A 20,445-nucleotide genomic window follows, 5' to 3' on the forward strand; every position below is an offset into this window, starting at 1 on the left:
ATTGCCGCTGGCGACCACGCCACCCAAACCATTGGCCACGCCACCCTTTTCGGTCGCATTCCCCGCATCGGCAACCGCCGTCGGCGTCGTGTTCGAGGCCGACGGATTGAACATCACATCGACCCAGTAATTCGTCTCAGCGAAGGTGGCCGTAGGGTACAGGCTGGTGCTGCCGTATCTGTATACGCCATTACCGCTCGCTGGTGCCGTCAGCGGACCGCTGGTTACGTTCGAGACGAAATAGTTGGTGGTTGTCGAGTAACGACCGGCATTGGTGTGGTACGACGCCGTATAGGTCTGTCCGGGCGTCAACGCCACAGGACTGGAAAAATTTGCGGCCTGCCAGCCGCTGGCGGTCTCGTTCGAAAAGGTGAGGGTTGCGATCCGCGTGCCGGTGCTCGACCAGAGTGAACCGGTATGCGTACCGGTGTCCTGGCTGCCCTTGTAGAAACGAATACCGCTGACAGTCCCTGCCACAGAGGTTTGGAAGCGGACTCCGAGTTCGACGGCTGACGCATCGTTTGTATTGACGATGGCCGGAGTCGCCGCGCCGAAGAGGGACGTGTAGCTCGGCCCACTGACGGTGACCGTACGTCCGGCCGAGGGTGTTTCGAGATTGATGTTATCGTCTACGGCGCGGGACCGGATCGTGTAGCTTCCGACGACCTGCGGCGACCAGCTATAGGTCCAGTTCTCATCGCCTGTCGCTGGATGCCAGCTTGCCCCGTTGTCGGTGGAAACCTCGACGCCGGCGATGACTCCGCCGCCCGTGTCTGCAGCAGTGCCCGTAATCGTCACGGTGGATCCGACGGTCGCCGTCGCGGGCACCGAAATGACGGAGGTCGGGGCAACCTGGTCCGACGAAGCAGTCGCGGCGACGAGTCCGGATTGCAGCGTCCCGGGCTGAATGCCCATATCGGCAAGCAAGTTGATCATTGCCTGCTGCACGCGCGGGTCCGTCGGAGTCGCCGTGAGGTCGTGATTGTCGCTCAGACCCCATGTCCAGTAGACGGTACCGGCGCCGAACACCAGTGCACCGCTCGGCGCACGATAGAGCGTCAGATTATGGGTCGCGGTCCCGTTGCCGGTCGTATTTCCGTAATCGAGCAAGTAGGTGCTGACCGGAAGCGTCGTCGACGACAGCTTGACAAGGCCAGCCGGATCGAAGCCGTTATCGACCGCTTCGTCCCATTCGTAACCAAGATAGTTCTTGGTGAGCGTTGCCGTCTGGCCAGGCTGAAGATTGGCAACGCTCGTATTGCGCCAGAAGCGCAGGTTGGCATCGTCATATCCGACTTTGATCGCCTGGAGATTGCTCCCGACATCATCGACCTGGAACAGCTGCCCGGTCAATGAGTTTTCCGGATTGCCGCCGCCGACAGCGGGTGGACTGAGGCGCGGATCACGGAATGTGCCCGTCCATTCGTTGGAAGGGTCGATGCTGGCGCTCGGCGACCAGGTCTCCTTGTAGGAGATCAGCGTGCGATAAGGCGTGCCGTCGGCGCTATAGGCATTGCCCCAGCGGGTGCGCCAATAAACCTCGTTACCGCTCCAGAACATCAGGTTGACGCCGGCATCGCGCGCGGCTTCGACATTGGTCCGCTGCTGTCCAGACCAGTATTCATCATGCCCGGCATCAATATAGGTCTTGTGATTGAGCAACAGGCTGCCATAACGGTCGACGTCGACACCTGACAGGTAGGAGACGTCATAGCCGTTCTGTTCCAGCCAGTAGATACCCGCATATTCGGCGCCGAACAGGTAATCCTGCGGGCCGGCAACGGTTCCCACGCCCCCGCGGGTCGCAATCGGCCGGTTATAGCTGACCGCATAAGCGCGACCCGCACCCTGCCCCGTCGCCGGACCGTTGCCGCCATAGAAGTTTGCGCCGCCCCAGCCGTTGTAAGCTTGCCAGGTCTGGTCTGCAGTCTGGAAGACGATGTCGCTGCGGCTGTCGTCGTCGCGCACGATGAACGGGATATGATTTTGGCCGGAGGTGCCATCTTGGCGCACGAGCTTAGCGATATAGACGCCCGAGACGGAGTCCTCCGGTACGGTCCACGAGGCTGACACGGCCCAGTTGCCGGCATCCACCGTGCCGGTCGAGGCGTTGCGCAACGGATTTGGCTGATTCTGCAATCCGGTATGCTGAATGGTGTCGACCTTGCGAGCCCCCATGCCGCCATAATAGCCGAGCCGGTATATGTCGATCCGGTAGTTGGTGGAATTGGTATTGATCTTGAAGCTGATCGTCTTGCCATTGTCGACGCTGATATCTGTCGCAAATCCCTCGATGTTGGAGCTACCGGCACCGTCGATGCCCCACTCGCTCTCCGGGTTACCCTGCTTCTGGTTTTCCAACACGATCAGGTTGCTGGCCGCAGCCGCGGCCGCCAGATTTTGCGTCGTCAACGACCGCTGCGTTGTAGGTGGCGTCGTCACCGAGCCGGAAAGGATGCCGATGCCCTTGGATGTGGCGGTGCCCGTTCCGGTCTCTCCGCCGCCTGGCAATGATCCGTTCAAGATCGTCGAATCCGTCCACGTTGCGGTTCCGCGCCAGCCCGAGAGAGGGGACAGAGTCCGATCGAGAAGCGGGTCGCTGGTCGAGGCGCCGATCGCCCGCTTGATCGTCGATACAAAGTCCGGCCCCTCGGTCAGCCTGGTCCCCGGCAATTGGCCGTCCTGTTGAAGCATGGCGCCGCCATGGGCCCAATCGAGAATCCGCGTGGGGGAGGTAAAGTAGCCGCATCCGCACACACCAAAGGGCATGCCAAACGCCAGTGAATCCGCGCCCGTCTGATGCGCAGTCGCCTGCGCTGACGGGCTCGATTCGAGAATGACGACATTGCCCGAGTGAGCACGCTCGCCCGTCACCGCAGGAGAACCTTGTCCCGAAACTCTCGGTGCAGGGCTTTGCGGCAAATACGGAGCCAAAGGATCGTCGCCTATGAGGCTCATTCCAGCGTAGGTGCGATAAAGGGACGATTGAGCCCCGAATGCAACTCCGTGCGCGTCCCGCTCGAAACCTGCAAAACCAGGCGTGTGGGCGAACAACCGAGACGCGGCAGTGTCCCCGCTTCGACCCCCTGTCTGGCGATTTGCTGCGAAAGCGTTAGGCAGGGCAGGCAAGAGCGGCGCTGGGTGGTTGCTATCGGCCCGACCATCTGTGTCGCCGATCAGGCCCGCTCTCTGTCCAATATCATGCTCATTGAGCGCCGCGTTGCTGTAGGGATTGTCGACAAGCGTACCATCATGCTTGTTTCCATCCGCCGTTTGCACGGTTGTCGCAAGTTGAGCACTATCCTCGCGCTTATCGGCAGGCTTGCGAGGCCTTTCCTTTCCGCCGACGGTCAACCATCGGGGAACCAAGGAATCCAGCAGGAGTGAGCGTGATGTCCACCGGCGAGCGTTGCGATACATGGCAGGCCCTCTCTCGCGAGATTATCGGGATCGAATCTACGGGGATCGTTTGCTACGAAGCTCTGAATGATAGCCCAAAAATAAGCGAGTAGGTCCTACGCCTTTTGCTCTACAGGCGGCATCCTTTGGGCAAGCGGCCGTGTTGGCATGGACCACGTGATGGGAAAGACACGCAAGTTGTTCGTTTGGAGGCCTTTTCTTTGCGCCGACCGTTAAGGCGACGCCGCCGGTCAATATCATCATCGCAAAATAAACGATCCAAACACGACGGCTCTGCCGCGAGGGATCGCTGGCCTTCGCGGCTCAAGCGCGTCGCGCTTTAGAACTTTGTTTTTACGCATGTCGTTAGCGCAAAATCGCTGCACACTTTTGCTCGACATGCTCTGGCGCGCCTCTTCCTGCGCGCATGACGTCCTGGTTTCCCGGGGCCGATGCCTCTGTGCCGCGCCGAAGGTATATGTTCCTACTCGGTTTAGGCTAAGCCCCCTCCCCCGCCTCATCAATAGTGATAAGGCGAAGCAAACAACCGCCACCTTCCTCAAGGCTTCGTCAGATTGCACACTGGCATTGCGGCTTCGGACCTGGCGCCCGATGCTCGCGTAGCGCCTAAGGCATTGACCCGGTGTCCGTTTAAGGACGCTTTTGCAGGCTGGACATGTAAATGAAGCTATCGTATCGCGTTCTTAACGTGTTCTTTCGGGCGACGCTTGTCATCAGTACACTCGTCTTTCTTGCCGGAGCTGTGCCGCCGGCTCTCGCCGATGACACTGCTTTTGCTCCGCAGACGAAAATCCGTCTGACGATTGTCCAATGGATGCAGTCGAAAGGCCAATATGAAAGATGGGATGCGCTTGGCGGTGAATATACCGTCTCGGATGAAGGCGCTGTCTTTTTGCCCTTTCTTGGATCCGTTTCCGTCGGCAATCGCGATAACACCAGCCTCACGAACGAGATTGCCAAGCGTTTGCAAGAAAAAATCGGATTGGTTCAGCCACCCGCGGTCACCATCGAAATTCTCGAATACCCGCCAATCTATGTCGTCGGAGACGTAACCACGCCTGGGCAGTACAAATTCCGCTCAGGACTTACCGTCCTGCAATCCCTGGCAATGAGCGGCGGCCCGTTCCGCGCCACAAGTCTGCAGCAATCGCAGACGATCAAACTCGCGGGCGAGCTGCGGGAAATCGACCACTCCCTGCTGCGCAGCACTGCCAAATTAGCACGGCTCCAAGCAGAGATGACCGGGGCAAAGGAGATAATTTTCGATCAGAGCCTCGGCGTCAATCAGCAATACGCCGCGGGAATATACAACGAGGAACGGGTCATTTTTCAGGCTCGCGCAAATGCGCTGGACAGGCAGTCGAAGGCGCTCACGGAATTGCGTGATCTTTTGAATAGTGAAGTCGGCATGCTGGGCGAGAAGGTGCAGGGCTCGGAGGACAATATCAAATCGATCGAGGACCAGCTGACCAGCGTCAAAACACTGGTTTCGAAAGGCCTCACCGTTTCGTCGCGTCAATTGGATCTGGAACGGTTGCTCACCACCTACCGCTCCGATCGGCTCGACCTTGTCACCGCCATCATGCGGGGCCGTCAGGCGATCAGTGAGACAACGCGAAATCTTGAGGGGCTTTATGATACGCGGCGAAGCGAAGTCGCTTCCGAATTGCAGTCGGAACAGGCAAGTCTCGACCAGCTCAAATTGAAGCGCGAGATGACGCAAAAACTGCTTCTCGATGACCTCGCGGCAGGGGGAAGCTCGAATATTACCGACGAGGCGCTCCCGCTGACGTTTACGGTGAGCCGGCGAAGCGAAGGCCAAATCAGGCAGTTCCAGGCCTCCGAGACAACGGCACTGATCCCGGGTGATGTTGTGAGGGTCGTTCGACCCCCCATAGTGGATCGCGTGTCTCAGGCCGCGCCCGCCGACCTGCCGCGTGAAACTGAAACACGCGCCAGTCAGGCAAGCCAGTGACCCGCGAAAAGCATGTATTGCAAACGATCTCGCAGCGGACGATTGACCAGCGCCAAGGCGCTCCGACTACCTGCGCGAGAGAAATTGCTCTTGATACAAGCTGCCATAAACCCGACCGGGTCTTGAATTCGCTTCCTGCCTCAACAGCAATGCCTGTGCCGCGTATCTCCGAAGCGGCGTTGGGCAACATGTCGGCGACATTGCGCCGGAGATCCCGCCCCACAGCATAGCGGCCAAGGACAATTGATGACTTTGCGCATGATCCCAGCCAGTGGGCAGACTTATACCCAGATCCTCAAGTCGACGATGCTGATGGGCGGTTCCTCGCTCGTGAACGTCGCTCTAAGCGTCATTCGTAACAAGGCCCTGGCCGTTCTGCTTGGGCCAGAAGGCGTGGGGCTCATGGGCCTCTATCAGTCAATCGTCGATATCGCGCAAACGGCCGCTGGTCTGGGACTGGGCGGCAGCGGGGTGCGCCAGGTCGCCGAGGCCGCCGGTACCGGCGACGAAGCGAGGATCGCACAGTCGGCCAAAGCGCTGAGACGCATATCGATGATACTCGGCCTGCTTGGCGCGCTCCTTCTTGCGGCGCTGGCATTTCCGGTCTCGGATTTCACCTTCGGCGACTACCAGCACGCCGGTGGCATCGCGCTGCTCTCGCTCGCCGTATTCTTCCGGATAGTGTCGTCCGGGCAGACGGCGTTGATCCAGGGCTTACGTGGCATCGCAAATCTTGCCCGCATCAATGTGCTCGTTGGTTTTTTCGGCACGGTGATCACGGTCCCACTGATTTACCTGTTCGGCGCGCAGGCGATCGCACCCTCGGTCGTAGCGATTGCGGCTGTCACAACACTCTCCACCTGGTGGTACAGCAGACGGATAGGCGCACACTCGCCGCGAATGTCGGCTCGCCAATTTGGTCAAGAGTGGGCACCTCTGCTGAGATTCGGCGCCGTGTTCATGGCGAGCGGACTTCTGACCTTCGGCGCGGCCTATGCCATCCGCATCATCGTATTGAAGGACGGGGGCGTGATGGCCGCAGGATTGTATCAGGCGGCCTGGGGGTTGGGCGGTCTCTATGCCGGCTTCATTTTGCAGGCGATGGGAACGGACTTCTATCCGCGCCTGACCACGACTGCGGACAATCACGCCGAATGCAACCGCCTGGTCAATGAACAGATGGAAATCAGCATCCTTCTTGCCGGCCCCGGTCTGCTCGCCACGTTGACGCTGGCGCCGCTCATGATGAGCCTGTTCTATTCTTCGGAGTTTCATGGGGCGGTGGATCTCTTGCGCTGGATCTGCCTTGGCATGATGCTCAGGATCATCGCCTGGCCGATGGGTTTCATCATCTTGGCGAAGCGTGCCCAAGCCATTTTCTTCTGGACGGAGGTGGCGGCCACGCTCGTGCATGTGGGCCTGGCATGGCACTTCGTATCGAAGTTCGGTACGCCAGGAGCCGGCATGGCGTTTTTCGGCCTCTACGTCTGGCATAGCATCCTCATTTACGTGATCGTGCGGCGGCTTACCAGCTTCCGCGGGTCCGCAGCCAACCGCAGGCACGTGCTGCTTTTCCTGCCTGCATCGGTGTTGGTATTTTCGGCATTTTGGGTCTTGCCGTTATGGCCGGCGATCGGCATCGGCGCCTTGGCCGTAGCTCTGACGGGGATCTACTCGCTGCGCATGCTGATCCAGCTTCTTCCGCCCGAGATGATGCCCGCAGTGATCAGAGGATGGATCGCGAAATTTGCCTAATAAAAAATGCGCATCGAGGCGATGCGCATTAGGCCCTGCGGCACAACGAGAATTGCATCACGCAGTCAGGAAATCATACAAGCGCGATGTCCCGATCGTGCTGTACGGCGGCGGGTATGCTGGCCGCCTCAGCCAACGAGCTTCGAAGTGCTTCGACAACCCTGACGATGTCGAGATCCGTCATCTGAGCATAAAGCGGCAGGATTATCGTTTGCCGCTGCGCTGCCACGCTTCGCTTCAGACTTGCGGCAGCACGATGGGAACTTTGGCCCGAATAGGCCCCCTCCAGATGGATGTTCATCACACCGCGCCGGGTGGATATCCCCTGATCGAGCATCGCTTGCATGACCGCTCTTTGGTCGACAGCATCAGGCAATCTCACACAAAAGCTCTGCCAGTTGCTGCGAGCCCAGTCGGGCTCGATTGGCAGCGTTAGCCCAGGGATCGTGGACAGGCGCTCTATATACTTCTCGGCAAGCCGCCGGCGCTGCGCAATCAGCTCCGGCAGCCGCCGCAGTTGCACCCGTCCGACCGCCGCCTGAAGGTCAGTCATGCGGTAGTTGTAGCCTAGTTCATCATAGTCTTCAAAGATCACCTGCCTCGAGCCGTGACGGACGGCGTCGGTGACGCTCATGCCATGTTGGCGCCAGAGGCGAAATTTTCGGTCATACTCGGGATTGGCCGTAGTCAACATGCCACCATCACCGGTCGTGACGACCTTACGGGGGTGGAAGGAAAAGCAGGCAATGTCGCCATGCGACCTGCCAATTTTTTCCCAATTTCCATCCCAAAGGATTTCGCTTCCCGTTGCGCACGCTGCATCCTCGATGACCGGTATCGAGAGGCGCTTCCCGATCTCAACGACAGGGCGAAGATCGCAAGGCATGCCAAGCTGATGAACGCACAGGATTGCCTTGGTCCGGGACGTGATTGCCCTTTCAATCAGGCTAGGGTCGATGTTGTAACCGTCCGCCTCGATGTCGATAAAGACAGGCACGCCATCGCAGTATCTGATGGCGTTCGCGGTTGCGATGAACGAGTGACTGACCGTAATGACTTCATCACCGGCACCGATACCTACCGCCATCAAGGCTAGATGCAGTGCGGTCGTGCAGTTTGAAACGGCGCAGGCATGTGCTGCGCCGACAAAGGCAGCGAATTCACTCTCGAAAGCGGCAACTTCCGGCCCCTGCGTCACCCATCCTGATAGAATAACGCGACGGACAGCCTCCGCCTCCTCCTCTCCGAGAACGGGCTTGGCAACTGGAACTACAGGTAGCGACGGGCTCATGCAGCTTGGCCTCCTGCCGCATCGGTCTTCATCTTCCACCAGGCGACAAGGTCGCGAAGCCCTTGTTCCATCGATATTTCCGCTTTGAAGCCCAGGAGTTTCTCGGCCTTGCTGATATCGGCAAGACGACGGGTTACGCCGTTTACCGTGCGGGCTTCTTTGTGCTGCGGTTCGAGTGAGACCCCCATGATGCTGCTCAGCATCTGCGCGAGTTCCAGGAGGCTTATTTCTCTGCCGCTCGCGACGTTGAACACTTCATCCGTGACATCGCTCTTCGCAGCGAGCAGGTTTGCCCGGGCGATGTCACGTGCATCGACGAAGTCCATCGTCTGGCTGCCGTCTCCATAGATGAGGGGTGGCATCCCGGTCGCCAGACGCTCCATCCAGCGGATCAGCACTTCGGTATAGGCGCCGTAAACGTCCATTCGCGGCCCGTATACGTTGAAATAGCGCAGCGCCACATAGCGCAGGCCATACATCTCCGCAAAGCTGCGAAGCAGCCCCTCGTTAAACGTCTTGGCCGCCCCGTAGATCGTCTTGTTATTATAGGGATGATGCGCTTCGGTGGTCGGAAAGCTCTCGGCCAAACCCAGCACAGAGGCAGAAGAGGCAGCGACGACCTTCGACACACCTGCCTTTACGGCAGCTTCGAGAACATTGAACGTGCCTTCGGCCAGTACATCGAAGGCAAGCCGTGGGTCTTCGGCGCATTGCGTGATGCGGATGGCCGCCTGGTGAAAGACGATGTCCACGCCCTCGAAGGTTCTCGCCAACAAGGCTCTGTCACGGATATCTCCCTCAATGATGTTGACCGACCCGCCACCTATTGCCGTGCTGAGATTGTCCCGGCGTCCGCGCACGAAGTTGTCGAGGATGATAATCTCCCGCGGCTTCTCCAATGCGACGAGATCGGCGATATGCGACCCGATCAGGCCGGCTCCGCCGGTAATGAGTACCCGTTGATTTCTCACGATCTTCCTCCATGCGATAAATCCAGCACAGGATCGGCTTCCGTGCGCCAGCGTATGAACTTCGCCGGCACGCCCGCCACGACTGAAAACGGTTCGACATCGGAGACAACGACTGCACCCGCTCCGACGATCGCCCCTTTTCCGATGCTCACGCCGGGAAGAATCGTTGCGTTCGTTCCAATATCGGCCCATGCGCCGATGCGGACCGGCTTGATTTCGAGATCGGTGCGAATGATCGGCACATCCACCGGCTGTGCTGTGTGGGTCGAGCCAAGCACCTTGGCGCCAGGGCCCCAGCCGACACAATCCTCGATAACCAGGTCGCGTGCGTCGAAATAAGCCATCGGGCCGATCCAGACATTGTCGCCGATCACGCAAGTGCCGTCGAAGCGGCCCTGGATATAGGCCTGAGCGCCGATGAACACGCCATTGCCGATTTCAAACGTTTCCGGATGTTTGAAACCGGCGCCGCCCGCAACCTGCAGTCCCGTGCCGCAGCTCCGCGCGATCGCTTGCCAAATGGCTTTCCGCATCAGAGTGTCGACGACCCCGTCGCCTGTGGCGAAACGACCATAGAGGTCTATCAGGCCAGCGCGCCCGTATGATTGTCTGAGTTCTTCGACCAACCCAGTTTGGTAGCCAGGATCTGCCGGCCTTTCATGGCGACCATGGACCGCCTGCACCAGTCGAGCCTCGCCGGCGCGGTTAACTGACATAGGCGTACTCCAGCGCGGCGACCACCAGGTCAACGTGTCGTACAGGCATCTCTGGATAGATCGGCAGCGAGAGGACCTCCCGTGCCGCGGCTTCCGAGAGTGGGAAATCCCCGGCCTGGTAACCAAGGTCGGCATGGGCTTTCTGCAGATGAACAGGGATGGGATAATGGAGCCCGGACGGAATGCCTTCCGCGCTGAGCAGCCGTTGAAGCCCATCGCGATCACGGCTTCTTATGGCATAGACATGATAGACGTGACGCCGGTCGGATGCTTCGACAGGGGTCGTCAAAACCGTCGACCCGGCAAGCAGCGAAGAGTAGCGGCGCGCATGCGTGCGACGCGCCTCGGTCCAGGCTTCAAGGTGCCGGAGCTTGACACGCAGGATCGCGCCTTGAATGGCGTCCATGCGATAGTTAAAGCCCTTCAGCAGATGGTGATAGCGCTGCTCCTGACCCCAGTCTCGCAGCATGCGCATCGTCTTGGCCTGATCATCGTCATTGGTAACGACCATACCCCCCTCGCCGCAGGCGCCGAGGTTTTTGCCCGGATAGAAGCTGAAGCAGCCGGATAGGCCGATACTGCCGGCGCGGTGGCCTTTGTATTGCGCGCCATGGGCCTGGCAGGCGTCTTCGATGACGGGTATCCCGTGGCGCTCGGCAATTGCCTTGATCGCGTCCATATCGGCCATTTGACCGTAGAGATGGACGGGAACAATGGCCTTGGTCCGGGGAGTAATCTTTGCCTCGACTTCCGCCGGATCCATCGTGAGTGTCACGGGCTCAACATCGACGAACACGGGTCGTGCGCCCGTGTAGCAGATCGCCGACACGGTTGCGACGAACGTGAATGGCACGGTAATGACCTCATCGCCGGGACCAACGCCCGCCGCAAGCAGGGCAAGATGCAAGGCACTCGTTCCGGTGTTGACGGCTATCGCATGCTTGACGTTGCAATAGTCTGCGAATTCCTGCTCGAAATGCGCGACCTCGTCGCCCAATACGTACTGCCCCGAGGCGAGGACGCCGAGCACGGCGGCGTCGATCTCACCCTTGATTGATTGATATTGTGCCTTAATGTCCAGGAACGGGATCATGCGATGCGCCTTGCCTCTTCGAGCTCGATGATGCGACCGCGCTGGGCCAACGACCGGCTTGCTGCCTCCAGAATCCGAACGACGCGCAGGCCGGCATGGCCGTCCGTAATGGGCCGCGAATTCTGCTCGATGCATTCGACGAACTGATCCAGTTCGCGTTTCAGTGCTTCGGTCATATCGAGCTTGGGCGCCCACATGTCGCCGCTGCGGTAGCCGACCATCATCTGATGCACCTTCTCGCCGTAAGCCTGAGAATTGGGGTTCAACGTGATGCCCTTGTCATAGATCTTGATTTTTTCGCTGGGCTCCAGATCGTCGTAAACGATCATCTTGTTGCTGCCACCGATCAGCGTGCGGCGCACCTTGACCGGCGCCAGCCAATTGACGTGGATGTGTGCGATGAGCTTGCTTTCGAAGAAGAGCGTCAGGTAGGCGATGTTTTCCGGCTCGCCGAGTACATGGCTCATGCCTGTCGCTGAAACAGCCACCGGCCTTTCCTGCACAACATGGTCCAGGATGGAGAGATCATGCACCGCGAGGTCCCAGATGACGCTGACATCATGCTGAAAGAGCCCCAGATTGACCCGAACCGAGTCATAATAATACATGTCCCCCAAGCCGTTCTCGACCAGTTCACGCATCTTGCGGACGGCGCCGGTATGGACGAAGGTGTGATCCACCGCCAGCACGAGGCGTCGACGTGTGGCCTCTTCGACCATCCGCGAAGCTTCCTCCGTCGTCGATGCCATCGGCTTTTCGACGAAGACATGCTTTCCGGCCATCATAGCCTGCATTGCAAGCTTGAAATGGGTGAAGACCGGGGTCGCGATAGCGATGGCATCCACTCTTGGATCACGCAGCACTTCCTCGAAATCATCGGTGATCGTCACGGCGGGGTAGCGGCTTTTGACAGCCGCCAACCGGTCAACATTGAGATCACAGACAGAAACGAGGTGCGCTCCGGCTGCCTCCGAGATGTTGCGAACCAGGTTCGGCCCCCAATATCCATACCCAACAACAGCGATGCCGATCATCACATTCCCTCCAACGCGTGCATGTCGACTGGCCCGTCATTGACACGGCCGATAACCCTGGCTGGAACGCCCGCGACGATGGCGCCATCCGGCACATCCTTTGTTACAACCGCTCCCGCTCCGACCTGGGCAGCCTCTCCGATCGTCACGCCGGGCAGAATTGTGGCGTTGCTGCCGATCGATGCGAGGCGCTTGACAAGCGTGGGGATGAGAATCCAGTCGGCCTCCGTCTGCAGGCTGCCATTCCGATTGACGGCGCGCGGGTAGGTGTCGTTCGTAAACATGACCCCGTGGCCTATGAACACGCCATCTTCCAGGGTCACGCCCTCACAGAGGAAGGAATGGCTGGAGATCTTACAGTCTTCTCCGACGATGACGTTCTTCTGAATCTCGACGAAGGTGCCGATGCGGGTTCCTGCTCCGATCGTGCAGCCGTAGAGATTCACAAGATCTCGATGGTGGATGACGCTGCCTTCACCCAGCTTGACGTTTGATGCAATCATCCCTGCAAACTCCCTACTCCTAACAGGCCCGATTTTCAGTCAAACAAATAATCGTTCGATTGCGTCCAAGGCTTCACACCAACAGGAGAAATACTTCTCTCCATTCCAAAGAGAATTGTTTTCTTCATCTGAGTAAAGAAACAAAACGTTTAAGCTTATCCGCCGAAAGGCGTATCTACTTAAGACGACTTACGCCCTGGTTTATGCCCCTGACCATCATTGGTGGTGGGGTTATCCCCCCGCACTCGTCGGCTGCTTACGTCGGAGACAGCGATGGTTTCCATGCATTTAGGGGTTCATCGCCAAACGGCGACGCAACAACAGAGACTATCCCGCAAGCTCTCTAGTAAGACCTAGGTCTATACTCAGGCTTATCTTCAACATCTTATCCATTTATGGAATCTGTGTAGTACTTAGCCTATATTAGCTACTGTAACGCTCGGCGAATTGTGGTATTCGATTCCTACTTTAGAGTTTCCTAAACCCCCGTATTGAGAGGGGTTGGTACTCGGGTCTTAGTTGAGCGTAACGTGTTAGGGGAGGGTAAGCTGTGAATTCAGCACTTATACCGAATTTGGACCTCAGGCAGGAGAACGTAGCTCTTCCCCTCAGGATAGATAATCCGAACACATCTGCCGCGCCGGGAAGACACACGCATTCGCTTGTCATTCTCGATAATCGTGAGCTCGATCGTCAATGCCTGGCGCAATGCATGGCTGCCCAAAAAGCGGATTTGCAGATTTTGGCCTTTGGATCAATTGAGGAGTGGAAGCAGAAGCGCGACGAATATCCTCCGCTTTCGGCAATCCTTTTGAACGTCGGCGGCAAAAAGATCGATGAACCGGCCGTTTCGGAGCAAATCCGGAAGCTTTCGTCGGAATTCGCATCGACGCCACTCATCGTATTGGCCGATAGCGACGATTTCGGTCAAATCGTTAGGGCACTTGAGTACGGAGCCAAAGGGTTCATACCCGCCTCAGTCAGCGTCAGTGTCTGTATGGAGCTGATCGCGCTGTCGGTGGCAGGAGGAATTTTTGTGCCTGCAAGCGCTCTGTTCGCCATGCGTCACTTGCTGGACTCGAGCAATTCGACCGCACGCCCGCTAGCCGGCATATTCACGGATCGTCAAGTCGAAGTCGTGGAGGCGCTCCGACGCGGAAAGGCAAACAAAATTATCGCTTATGAGCTCAACCTGCGAGAAAGCACTGTAAAGGTGCATGTTCGCAATATTATGAAAAAGGTCAAAGCGACGAACAGAACGGAAGTCGTGTTCAAGCTCAACGATCTTTTTCTTTCGGGCGGCTCTGCGACAAACAGCCTGTGCTGATGCGGTCGGCCGATCAGATCTTGCATCGCATCACGAGCGCATTCTCGCTCTAAACATCCTCGGTGGCTGCGCGACAATACGCCACCGAGTCCCCGATTGCATCTTCAGCCTCACCGGAGAAGTTTGTCATGCACGCCTCTCCAGGTGAGGCTGTCTGCATGTGCGCCCACAGCTAATTGCCGGTGCCCATTGGAAGCCTGGAAAGCGCCGTTCGGATCCTGCGCAACGGGCCTCTCCGCGAATGGGGGACCAGACGCCGCGCAAGATGCCAGAAGTATCGGAACTCAGGCAGCGGCGGTACATTCGGCCTCAGGCCATTCAGGCGCAGTCTGACCATCAGGCCGTCGACGCCTGAATATAGTCGCAGACGCCAACCAGCATCACGTTTGAAGTGTAGAAATGTTACTTTCTCGCCGGCGCCGCTTCGGCCGACGGGAGCGTGACGAAGAACATTTGCAAGATCTGGCTGCTGACACCGCTCAAGAATATCGGAGAACCATACAAGCCATTCGGAATCGCTGCGATCGGGAATCTGATGAATGCTTTTTCGATCGCTGCCATACCGTCTTGAGACGACCCCATCGCCTGAGCGACCGAGTTGCGCGATGACGAGGCGCGCGCGCCTGAATTCGTCGTGGGATAGAGATGGATAGAAATCTTGCAGCCTCCGCGCCCGCTCACACTGGCCTCTGCAGATCAAAGCGAGAAGGAAGTACGCCCACTCGACCGGATCCGGGTTGAGTGCCCCATATTCGGTCATGGTCACCTTGACCAGGTCCACCAGAAGGTCATAGGCGCGCTCGGCGTCGCCCTCCTGCAACGCACAAATGGCAAGGCGGAATTTAGCTTCGGGGAGGTACGATACATAATCCAGGCAGCGGGCGTAGCACTGCTTGGCTTCCTCCACCCTGCCCTGCTCGAGAAGCAAGTCGCCCTGCTTCAGTAAAGTGCGATCGCTCGCTTCCCCCACGATATGGACGCTCTCTTGCTTGGAGATCCGCGGGACCTTTGTAAGATCGCCGAACGGGCCGGACTGGATGATCTTTTCGCCGAACTGAAGGCCTTTGTTCAGCACGAACCACTGATATATTTGCGGCCTGTGGCTCAACGTATGACACGAGTGGATCAGACTGTAACCGGCTGTCGTGATACGCCGTATTTCGTCGGGATGGGCAAAAAGGTAATCCAGTCGCTCGACGACGTTGCGCCCGTCAACAAAGACACAGTTCTCCATGTCGACAAAGCCGGCTGCCTCCACGGCTGCCGTGCGTTCCGTCACGAGACAGGCCTTTGCCGCGGGGATCTCAAAATGCTTGCGCACGACCTCGCCGCCCATAGTGCCGCATGTGGGGACGACGAGGCTCGCGTTGAGCGCGCGCGCATAAGCCTCTCCAGACAGGAGCTGGGAAGCTAGCTTGCTCTCATAGGCGTGTTGCGGCGAGACCAGGCAGGGGTAACGGTCGCGGATTATCGGAAAGACCGTCTGTCGCCAGGGATAAAGGCCGTAGGCCTGACCTGTGAGCATGGCCGGGATGACCTTTTGCTGGCCATAGTCGTGGTAGACTTCGGGATCGATGAAATTTGGCCAGACGAACAGATTCTCCTTCACCGCCGGCATATATTCCGGAGCCATCGTTGCGATCGCGAAATACGCCTCGATTCCCCACTGCTCCATATCGGAAAGGAAGCCCGCGCGTCGATCGCACCATGCGTCAGCGTTATGAAGGCCAAGCTTGGGAACGGCGATATGGGCATTGGTGTTGGTGATTTTTATCCGACGCGAGCCATGCGACCGATAACCGCTTTCAAACAGCGTCAGATCCGGCTCGTACCTGTCGCATATCTCCGCATAATCGCAGTCGCGGTTAATGACGACGACATCGAAATGTGTTGCGAGGCATTTGACCTGCTGCTGCATGTGCAGCAGCAGGTAACCGGCCGCGTTCGCATTGGGCTGATGGTCCCATTGAAAAAAAACGAGCCGCGGCTTTCGATCATCAACGGTGCTATTCATGTCCCTATCGAATGGCTTCAGGAGCAGTGAGTTCGACGTTGGCAGACGCCAGATGCGGATAAGCCTCTTGCGAGGACTTGACGCTAAGCCTGTTCTTCACGCCGCCGGAAAGCTTCCACTCGAAATAGGCGATCGTTCTCTCAAGCCCCTCACGAAGGTTCACCTTCGGCTGCCAGCCCAGTTGTTGCGTTGCGCGGCTGATATCGGGCTTGCGCTGTGTCGGATCGTCAACTGGCAGATCCTTGAAGACGATGCCGGACTTCGATCCGGTCATTTCGATCACCATTTCTGCCAATTCACGGACCTGGAATTCTCCGGGGTTGCCGAGATTGATGGGGCCTGTGACCCCAGCGGGCGCCGCCATCAGACGGATAAAGCCATCGATCAGGTCGTCCACATAGCAGAACGATCGTGTTTGCCTGCCGTTGCCAAAGATGGTGATCGGCTCGTTTCGAAGCGCCTGAACGATGAAATTGGAGACGACACGGCCGTCATTGGTCTGCATGCGCGGACCATAGGTATTGAAAATCCGCGCCACCCGAATTTCCACGCCATATTGGCGATGATAATCGAAGAACAGCGTCTCTGCGCACCGCTTGCCTTCGTCATAACATGCCCGCGGGCCTATGGGACTGACGCTGCCTCGATACTCCTCGGGTTGAGGGTGGACTGCCGGATCGCCATAAACTTCGCTTGTGGATGCCTGGAAGATCTTCGCCTTGGTGCGTTTTGCCAAGCCGAGCATATTGATGGCCCCGTGCACATTGGTCTTCACGGTCTGCACGGGGTCGTGCTGATAGTGGACCGGAGATGCCGGGCAGGCGAGGTTGTAGATCTCGTCGACCTCCACATAAAGCGGGAAGGTAATGTCATGGCGGAGCACCTCAAAGCGAGGATCGTCAAGAAGATGCAGCACATTGTCGCGCGAACCGGTGTAGTAATTGTCCACGCAGAGGACGTCATTGCCCTCTCGCAAAAGCCTTTCGCACAGGAATGATCCCAGAAACCCGGTGCCGCCGGTTACCATAATTCGCTTTTGTCCGTGCATTGGTATGCTCCGTTGTTGATGGTTGCCTCGCGGAAGCGAGGATGGTCAGTAGGCTCCCCCGCGCTTGAACACCGCGGGGATTGTGCTGAGAAGAATTTGGCAGTCGAGCCACAGGGACCGGTTGTCGATGTAGAACTCGTCAAGTTGCTGCTGCAGTTCGATGTCCGCATTGCTTCGTTCGGATATCTGCCAGAGGCCCGTCAGCCCCGGTGTTACCGAACGCCGCTTGTCACGAAATTCGCTATCCATCGCTGAGAGGTGATATTCTGGAAACGGACGCGGTCCGACGATGGCCATCTGCCCCGCAATGATGTTTGCCAATTGCGGCAGCTCGTCGATGCTCGAAGAGCGCAGCATATGTCCTATAACCGGAAGGACGCGCGGATCGTCCTTGAGCTTGAAGTGGCTCAACCACTCGGCGCGCATGTTAGGGTCATCTCGGAAGACTGCTTCGAGGCGCTGCTCTGCATCCTGATACATCGTCCTCAATTTGAGGACGTGCACCGGCTTGCCGGACCGCCCCTCCCTGGTGTGCCAGAAGAAGACGGGGCCTGGATCAATGGCATAGATTGCAGCCGCTGCAAACGCGATGAATGGGGCGACGACAATCGATGCAGGGATGGCGATTGCGAGATCGAGGATCCGGCGAACCAAGTCCGAGTTGATTGAACTCCCACTGTTGATAAGGCGAATACCGATCTCTCCGCCGACATCCGCAGGTCGCAATCCGCTTACCTTGAGGCTCGGCGTATCGGACAGCAAAATAACTTCGGCGAACTTCCGACGCATCGCCGCCAAATCGGATGCAAGCGCGCCTGTGGCGCCCGCAATCACGGCAATGGATGGCCCGCCATCGGGCAATGCCTCCAAACTATCGAGGGAGATGGCCTCCGGCCTGATGCCATACTGCCAGTGGCTCTTGAAATGCGCCACGAGAGCGGGAGTAAGGTCGCCTCCCCCCATGACAACCGCGCGCTCCCCCCAGATTCCAAGTTCCCAGCACAGGCTCCGTGCAAGCCAATGCCCAAATGGCTGAACAATCAGCCCGAGAGCGAGGAACCCAGTGACGGCAAGCAGCAGTCGTTCCCCCTCCGGCAGGATAATTGCTCCAAACGCCGCCAGGACAGCCACCTTGACGCCAGCGACAGTGCGCCGCCGCAGATGTTCATGGTCATGCAACCGATACCCAGGATAGAGGCCGGCCGATGTGTAAAGAATAATCGCGGCGAATGCTGCGATCGTGAACGTACGCTCCGCCAGCGTGCCCTCCAAACCACTGGGGAAAAAGGACAGGACAACAAAGTAGGCAACCAAATAGCTTGCAATGTCGCCGGCGACCAGGAAGGACGAGGTTGCAAGCCGAGGAAGCCGACTCCGTAGTGCGACGGGCATATACAGCCCTGCCCGGTCAAAGGGATCGGCGGTCTTAGCTGCTATGGGCGGCACGGAACCTGCCGCAATCGCCCGCGACGTCATGTCATTTGAGGTGGCTGCCTTCGGCGGCCTCGGTGTCATTGCTGGCGACGCAAATAAGGACATGATGGCTTTACACCTTTGCAGCTGCTTCTTTTGGCGCGCTTGGTCCAAAAACCGCGTCTTCGATCGGAAACTTTCGAAGCCCCAGTCTCTGGAATGCCGTCAGTGAGATGAACGTCGGCACGACGACCGCATAGCGCCGCCACAGCCGTCGCGGCTCGCATAAAAGACGAAACGCCCATTCGAAGCCGCTTCTTTGAATGATCCTTGGAGCCTGCCGCTTGAGGCCGGCGTGGAAATCGAATGCGGCTCCGACACCGATGAGCATCGATGCTTCCAGACGATCGCGCATGCGCGCCATCCAGAGTTCCTGCTTTGGACTGCTCAGCCCGACCCAGATGATATCGGCGCCCGATCGATTGAGCTGGTCAGCAATCTCCGTTTCCTCCCGCGTCGACAGTTTGCGAAAAGGTGGCGCATAGGAGCCGACGATCCGAGCTTGCGGAAATTTTGCGAGAAGGCGCGCCTGCAGCTGTTCGAGCGTTTCGGCCGTTGCGCCATAAAGGAAGTGGCGCAAGCCCTTGGAGCTGCCGGCATCGAAAACGGATAACATCAGGTCAGGTCCATAGACCCTGTCGCTTTCCGCATGACCGGCACGCTTCAATGCCCATACCAACGGCATGCCGTCGGGTGTTACGAGGAAAGCCCGGTTATGTATCGACCGGAGCTCGGGATCATCTTGACACCGGACCACGCCGTGCGCGTCGCGAACGCACACATATTCCTTCCTGCCGTCTTCGATCGATTTTTGAATAATTCCGGTGGCACTCTTGAGATTAACTGCCGAAATGCGAACACCAAGGACATTAATACATTCCAAAGAACTCGTTTGGTTGAGAACTGAATCTTGGCTTCTGTCTGCTGATTGCTTTCTCATGACCTACGCTTTCGCGATCTAAACTGTCATCAGAATATGCTGCCAAGACGATTGCCTCCATACTTGCGTCTCTAACTATTGGACGTAGAAGAGACTTCATGTTTCTACGTCTTACGCCGAGATAGGTTACATATTCGAAGTAAGGCGATGTACCCCAGCTGCTTGCCAGGCTGCTCTTTTTGATGAGCGCTGTCCCGAAAGAACGGTTTGACCTCGGCAAAGCCGAACGCGGCTCGCCATCGCGCCAAAGCGCAACCGAAAGTGCAGCGCGCCCGCGACGCAGACCTCTACAAGGAGCGCAAGCGCATCGAGCGCTTCTTCAGCAAGCTCAAACAGTTTCGACGCGCCGCAACCCGATACGACAAACTGCTCGTGAACGTCATGGGATTGGCCAAGCTCGCCGCCATCACCGTTGCCATCCGAGTTAAACAGTTGTCCCCTGTCCGTTTACTGCGACCGGGGCAACTCATAGTCTGCGGCAGAACCGTCGATATGCTTCTTTACAACGCGGCGAGAAAAACCAGGGACCCTGCGGGGCGGCACGCTTATGAGATGAATATGGTGCATGCATCTTGCACACCGGATCGATCCAAGCCGGGTCAGCCGACGGAGCAAGCTGGATTTCATAAAGAGGACTTCCCCGCCACCGTTCCGAGGTCTCGCACCAGCGGCCGAACTTGGTCGCCCACTCAGACACGGCCTGGAACGAGACATCGATATCACGCTCGGCAAGCAGATTGTCGACATCAGCGGAAACGGAAAGTGTAGTCACACCGCATGCCAGACGATCTCGGCGGGAAAGCGGTGACGCTTGAAATGCTGGGCAATGGGTTGGCCGAATCGATACGGTCGACCTCCCCATTACCATCTCGATCAGCATCAATC

General features: G+C 58.1%; 14 protein-coding genes and 2 pseudogenes. 4 read left to right on the forward strand and 12 right to left on the reverse strand.

From position 1 onward, the window contains the following. Positions 1-3,420, reverse strand: a 3,420-nt coding sequence (locus RWJ89_RS22235; protein WP_410056114.1) for a N,N-dimethylformamidase beta subunit family domain-containing protein, incomplete at its 3' end; no start/stop codon positions are given. 661 nt (positions 3,421-4,081) lie between these two features. On the opposite strand from RWJ89_RS22235, the gene RWJ89_RS22245 reads away from it, so the two are divergent. Both RWJ89_RS22245 and RWJ89_RS22250 read left to right on the forward strand, forming a co-directional pair. Beyond that, positions 4,082-5,395: a polysaccharide biosynthesis/export family protein gene (locus RWJ89_RS22245; protein ID WP_316031453.1), complete on the forward strand. Its 1,314-nt coding sequence runs from the start codon at positions 4,082-4,084 to the stop codon at positions 5,393-5,395. Positions 5,396-5,641: 246 nt separating this feature from the next. Then, entirely contained in the window at positions 5,642-7,150 is a 1,509-nt protein-coding gene (locus RWJ89_RS22250; RefSeq protein ID WP_316028829.1) for an O-antigen translocase, read from the forward strand. Positions 7,151-7,223: 73 nt separating this feature from the next. On the opposite strand, the gene RWJ89_RS22255 is transcribed toward RWJ89_RS22250, so the two are convergent. The 6 genes from RWJ89_RS22255 to RWJ89_RS22280 are packed head-to-tail and all read right to left on the reverse strand — an operon-like array spanning position 7,224 to position 12,758. Beyond that, positions 7,224-8,441 carry a DegT/DnrJ/EryC1/StrS family aminotransferase gene (locus RWJ89_RS22255; protein ID WP_168282929.1) on the reverse strand — a complete coding sequence of 406 codons (1,218 nt, stop codon included), beginning with the start codon at positions 8,439-8,441 and terminating at the stop codon, positions 7,224-7,226. Further along, entirely contained in the window at positions 8,438-9,412 is a 975-nt protein-coding gene (locus RWJ89_RS22260; RefSeq protein WP_168282927.1) for an NAD-dependent epimerase/dehydratase family protein, read from the reverse strand. The genes RWJ89_RS22255 and RWJ89_RS22260 overlap by 4 nt, the downstream gene beginning before the upstream one ends. Next, the gene (locus RWJ89_RS22265) at positions 9,409-10,128 is read right to left on the reverse strand and encodes an acyltransferase (protein ID WP_077979674.1); all 720 of its coding nucleotides are present in this window, start codon (positions 10,126-10,128) and stop codon (positions 9,409-9,411) included. The genes RWJ89_RS22260 and RWJ89_RS22265 overlap by 4 nt, the downstream gene beginning before the upstream one ends. Next, on the reverse strand, positions 10,118-11,221 hold the full coding sequence (locus RWJ89_RS22270; RefSeq protein WP_077979675.1) for a DegT/DnrJ/EryC1/StrS family aminotransferase: 1,104 nt from the start codon (positions 11,219-11,221) through the stop codon (positions 10,118-10,120). Before RWJ89_RS22270 ends, RWJ89_RS22265 begins: the two co-directional genes overlap by 11 nt. Then, entirely contained in the window at positions 11,218-12,255 is a 1,038-nt protein-coding gene (locus tag RWJ89_RS22275) for a Gfo/Idh/MocA family protein (RefSeq protein ID WP_168282924.1), read from the reverse strand. Before RWJ89_RS22275 ends, RWJ89_RS22270 begins: the two co-directional genes overlap by 4 nt. Continuing rightward, a complete protein-coding gene (locus tag RWJ89_RS22280) occupies positions 12,255-12,758 on the reverse strand; it encodes an acyltransferase (RefSeq protein ID WP_316031454.1) in 504 nt (167 codons plus the stop codon). Before RWJ89_RS22280 ends, RWJ89_RS22275 begins: the two co-directional genes overlap by 1 nt. A 550-nt stretch (positions 12,759-13,308) precedes the next feature. Between RWJ89_RS22280 and RWJ89_RS22285 the strand changes: the two genes are divergently transcribed. After that, positions 13,309-14,085: a response regulator transcription factor gene (locus tag RWJ89_RS22285; RefSeq protein ID WP_132614741.1), complete on the forward strand. Its 777-nt coding sequence runs from the start codon at positions 13,309-13,311 to the stop codon at positions 14,083-14,085. 172 nt (positions 14,086-14,257) lie between these two features. Here the strand turns inward: RWJ89_RS22285 and RWJ89_RS22290 are convergent, their stop codons facing one another. Genes RWJ89_RS22290 through RWJ89_RS22305 form a run of 4 tightly spaced genes read right to left on the reverse strand, consistent with a single transcriptional unit; the run spans position 14,258 to position 19,560 of the window. Beyond that, positions 14,258-16,099 carry a glycosyltransferase family protein gene (locus RWJ89_RS22290; protein WP_131665636.1) on the reverse strand — a complete coding sequence of 614 codons (1,842 nt, stop codon included), beginning with the start codon at positions 16,097-16,099 and terminating at the stop codon, positions 14,258-14,260. A 4-nt stretch (positions 16,100-16,103) separates the two neighbouring features. Then, positions 16,104-17,147: a UDP-glucuronic acid decarboxylase family protein gene (locus tag RWJ89_RS22295; RefSeq protein WP_168282922.1), complete on the reverse strand. Its 1,044-nt coding sequence runs from the start codon at positions 17,145-17,147 to the stop codon at positions 16,104-16,106. A gap of 45 nt (positions 17,148-17,192) precedes the next feature. Continuing rightward, the gene (locus tag RWJ89_RS22300) at positions 17,193-18,686 is read right to left on the reverse strand and encodes a sugar transferase (protein ID WP_168282920.1); all 1,494 of its coding nucleotides are present in this window, start codon (positions 18,684-18,686) and stop codon (positions 17,193-17,195) included. Positions 18,687-18,693: 7 nt separating this feature from the next. Beyond that, the gene (locus RWJ89_RS22305; protein WP_316031455.1) at positions 18,694-19,560 is read right to left on the reverse strand and encodes a WecB/TagA/CpsF family glycosyltransferase; all 867 of its coding nucleotides are present in this window, start codon (positions 19,558-19,560) and stop codon (positions 18,694-18,696) included. A 226-nt stretch (positions 19,561-19,786) separates the two neighbouring features. Between RWJ89_RS22305 and RWJ89_RS33250 the strand changes: the two are divergent. After that, positions 19,787-19,983: pseudogene (locus RWJ89_RS33250) on the forward strand (transposase); the annotation flags it as partial. A gap of 247 nt (positions 19,984-20,230) precedes the next feature. On the opposite strand, the pseudogene RWJ89_RS22315 reads toward RWJ89_RS33250, so the two are convergent. Continuing rightward, positions 20,231-20,388, reverse strand: a pseudogene (locus tag RWJ89_RS22315) (IS6 family transposase); the annotation flags it as partial. Positions 20,389-20,445: the final 57 nt, after the last annotated feature.

Origin of the sequence: Rhizobium sp. 10PS4 (genome assembly GCF_032464805.1) — a bacterium.
Classification (GTDB): domain Bacteria; phylum Pseudomonadota; class Alphaproteobacteria; order Rhizobiales; family Rhizobiaceae; genus Rhizobium; species Rhizobium laguerreae.

Coding starts and splice junctions, on each gene's coding strand:
- RWJ89_RS22275 (WP_168282924.1), bottom strand. CDS start 12,255: ATGATCGGCATCGCTGTTGTTGGGTATGGATATTGGGGGCCGAACCTG.
- RWJ89_RS22245 (WP_316031453.1), top strand. CDS start 4,082: ATGAAGCTATCGTATCGCGTTCTTAACGTGTTCTTTCGGGCGACGCTT.
- RWJ89_RS22300 (WP_168282920.1), bottom strand. CDS start 18,686: ATGTCCTTATTTGCGTCGCCAGCAATGACACCGAGGCCGCCGAAGGCA.
- RWJ89_RS22270 (WP_077979675.1), bottom strand. CDS start 11,221: ATGATCCCGTTCCTGGACATTAAGGCACAATATCAATCAATCAAGGGT.
- RWJ89_RS22295 (WP_168282922.1), bottom strand. CDS start 17,147: ATGCACGGACAAAAGCGAATTATGGTAACCGGCGGCACCGGGTTTCTG.
- RWJ89_RS22305 (WP_316031455.1), bottom strand. CDS start 19,560: ATGAGAAAGCAATCAGCAGACAGAAGCCAAGATTCAGTTCTCAACCAA.
- RWJ89_RS22280 (WP_316031454.1), bottom strand. CDS start 12,758: ATGATTGCATCAAACGTCAAGCTGGGTGAAGGCAGCGTCATCCACCAT.
- RWJ89_RS22255 (WP_168282929.1), bottom strand. CDS start 8,441: ATGAGCCCGTCGCTACCTGTAGTTCCAGTTGCCAAGCCCGTTCTCGGA.
- RWJ89_RS22250 (WP_316028829.1), top strand. CDS start 5,642: ATGACTTTGCGCATGATCCCAGCCAGTGGGCAGACTTATACCCAGATC.
- RWJ89_RS22265 (WP_077979674.1), bottom strand. CDS start 10,128: ATGTCAGTTAACCGCGCCGGCGAGGCTCGACTGGTGCAGGCGGTCCAT.
- RWJ89_RS22290 (WP_131665636.1), bottom strand. CDS start 16,099: ATGAATAGCACCGTTGATGATCGAAAGCCGCGGCTCGTTTTTTTTCAA.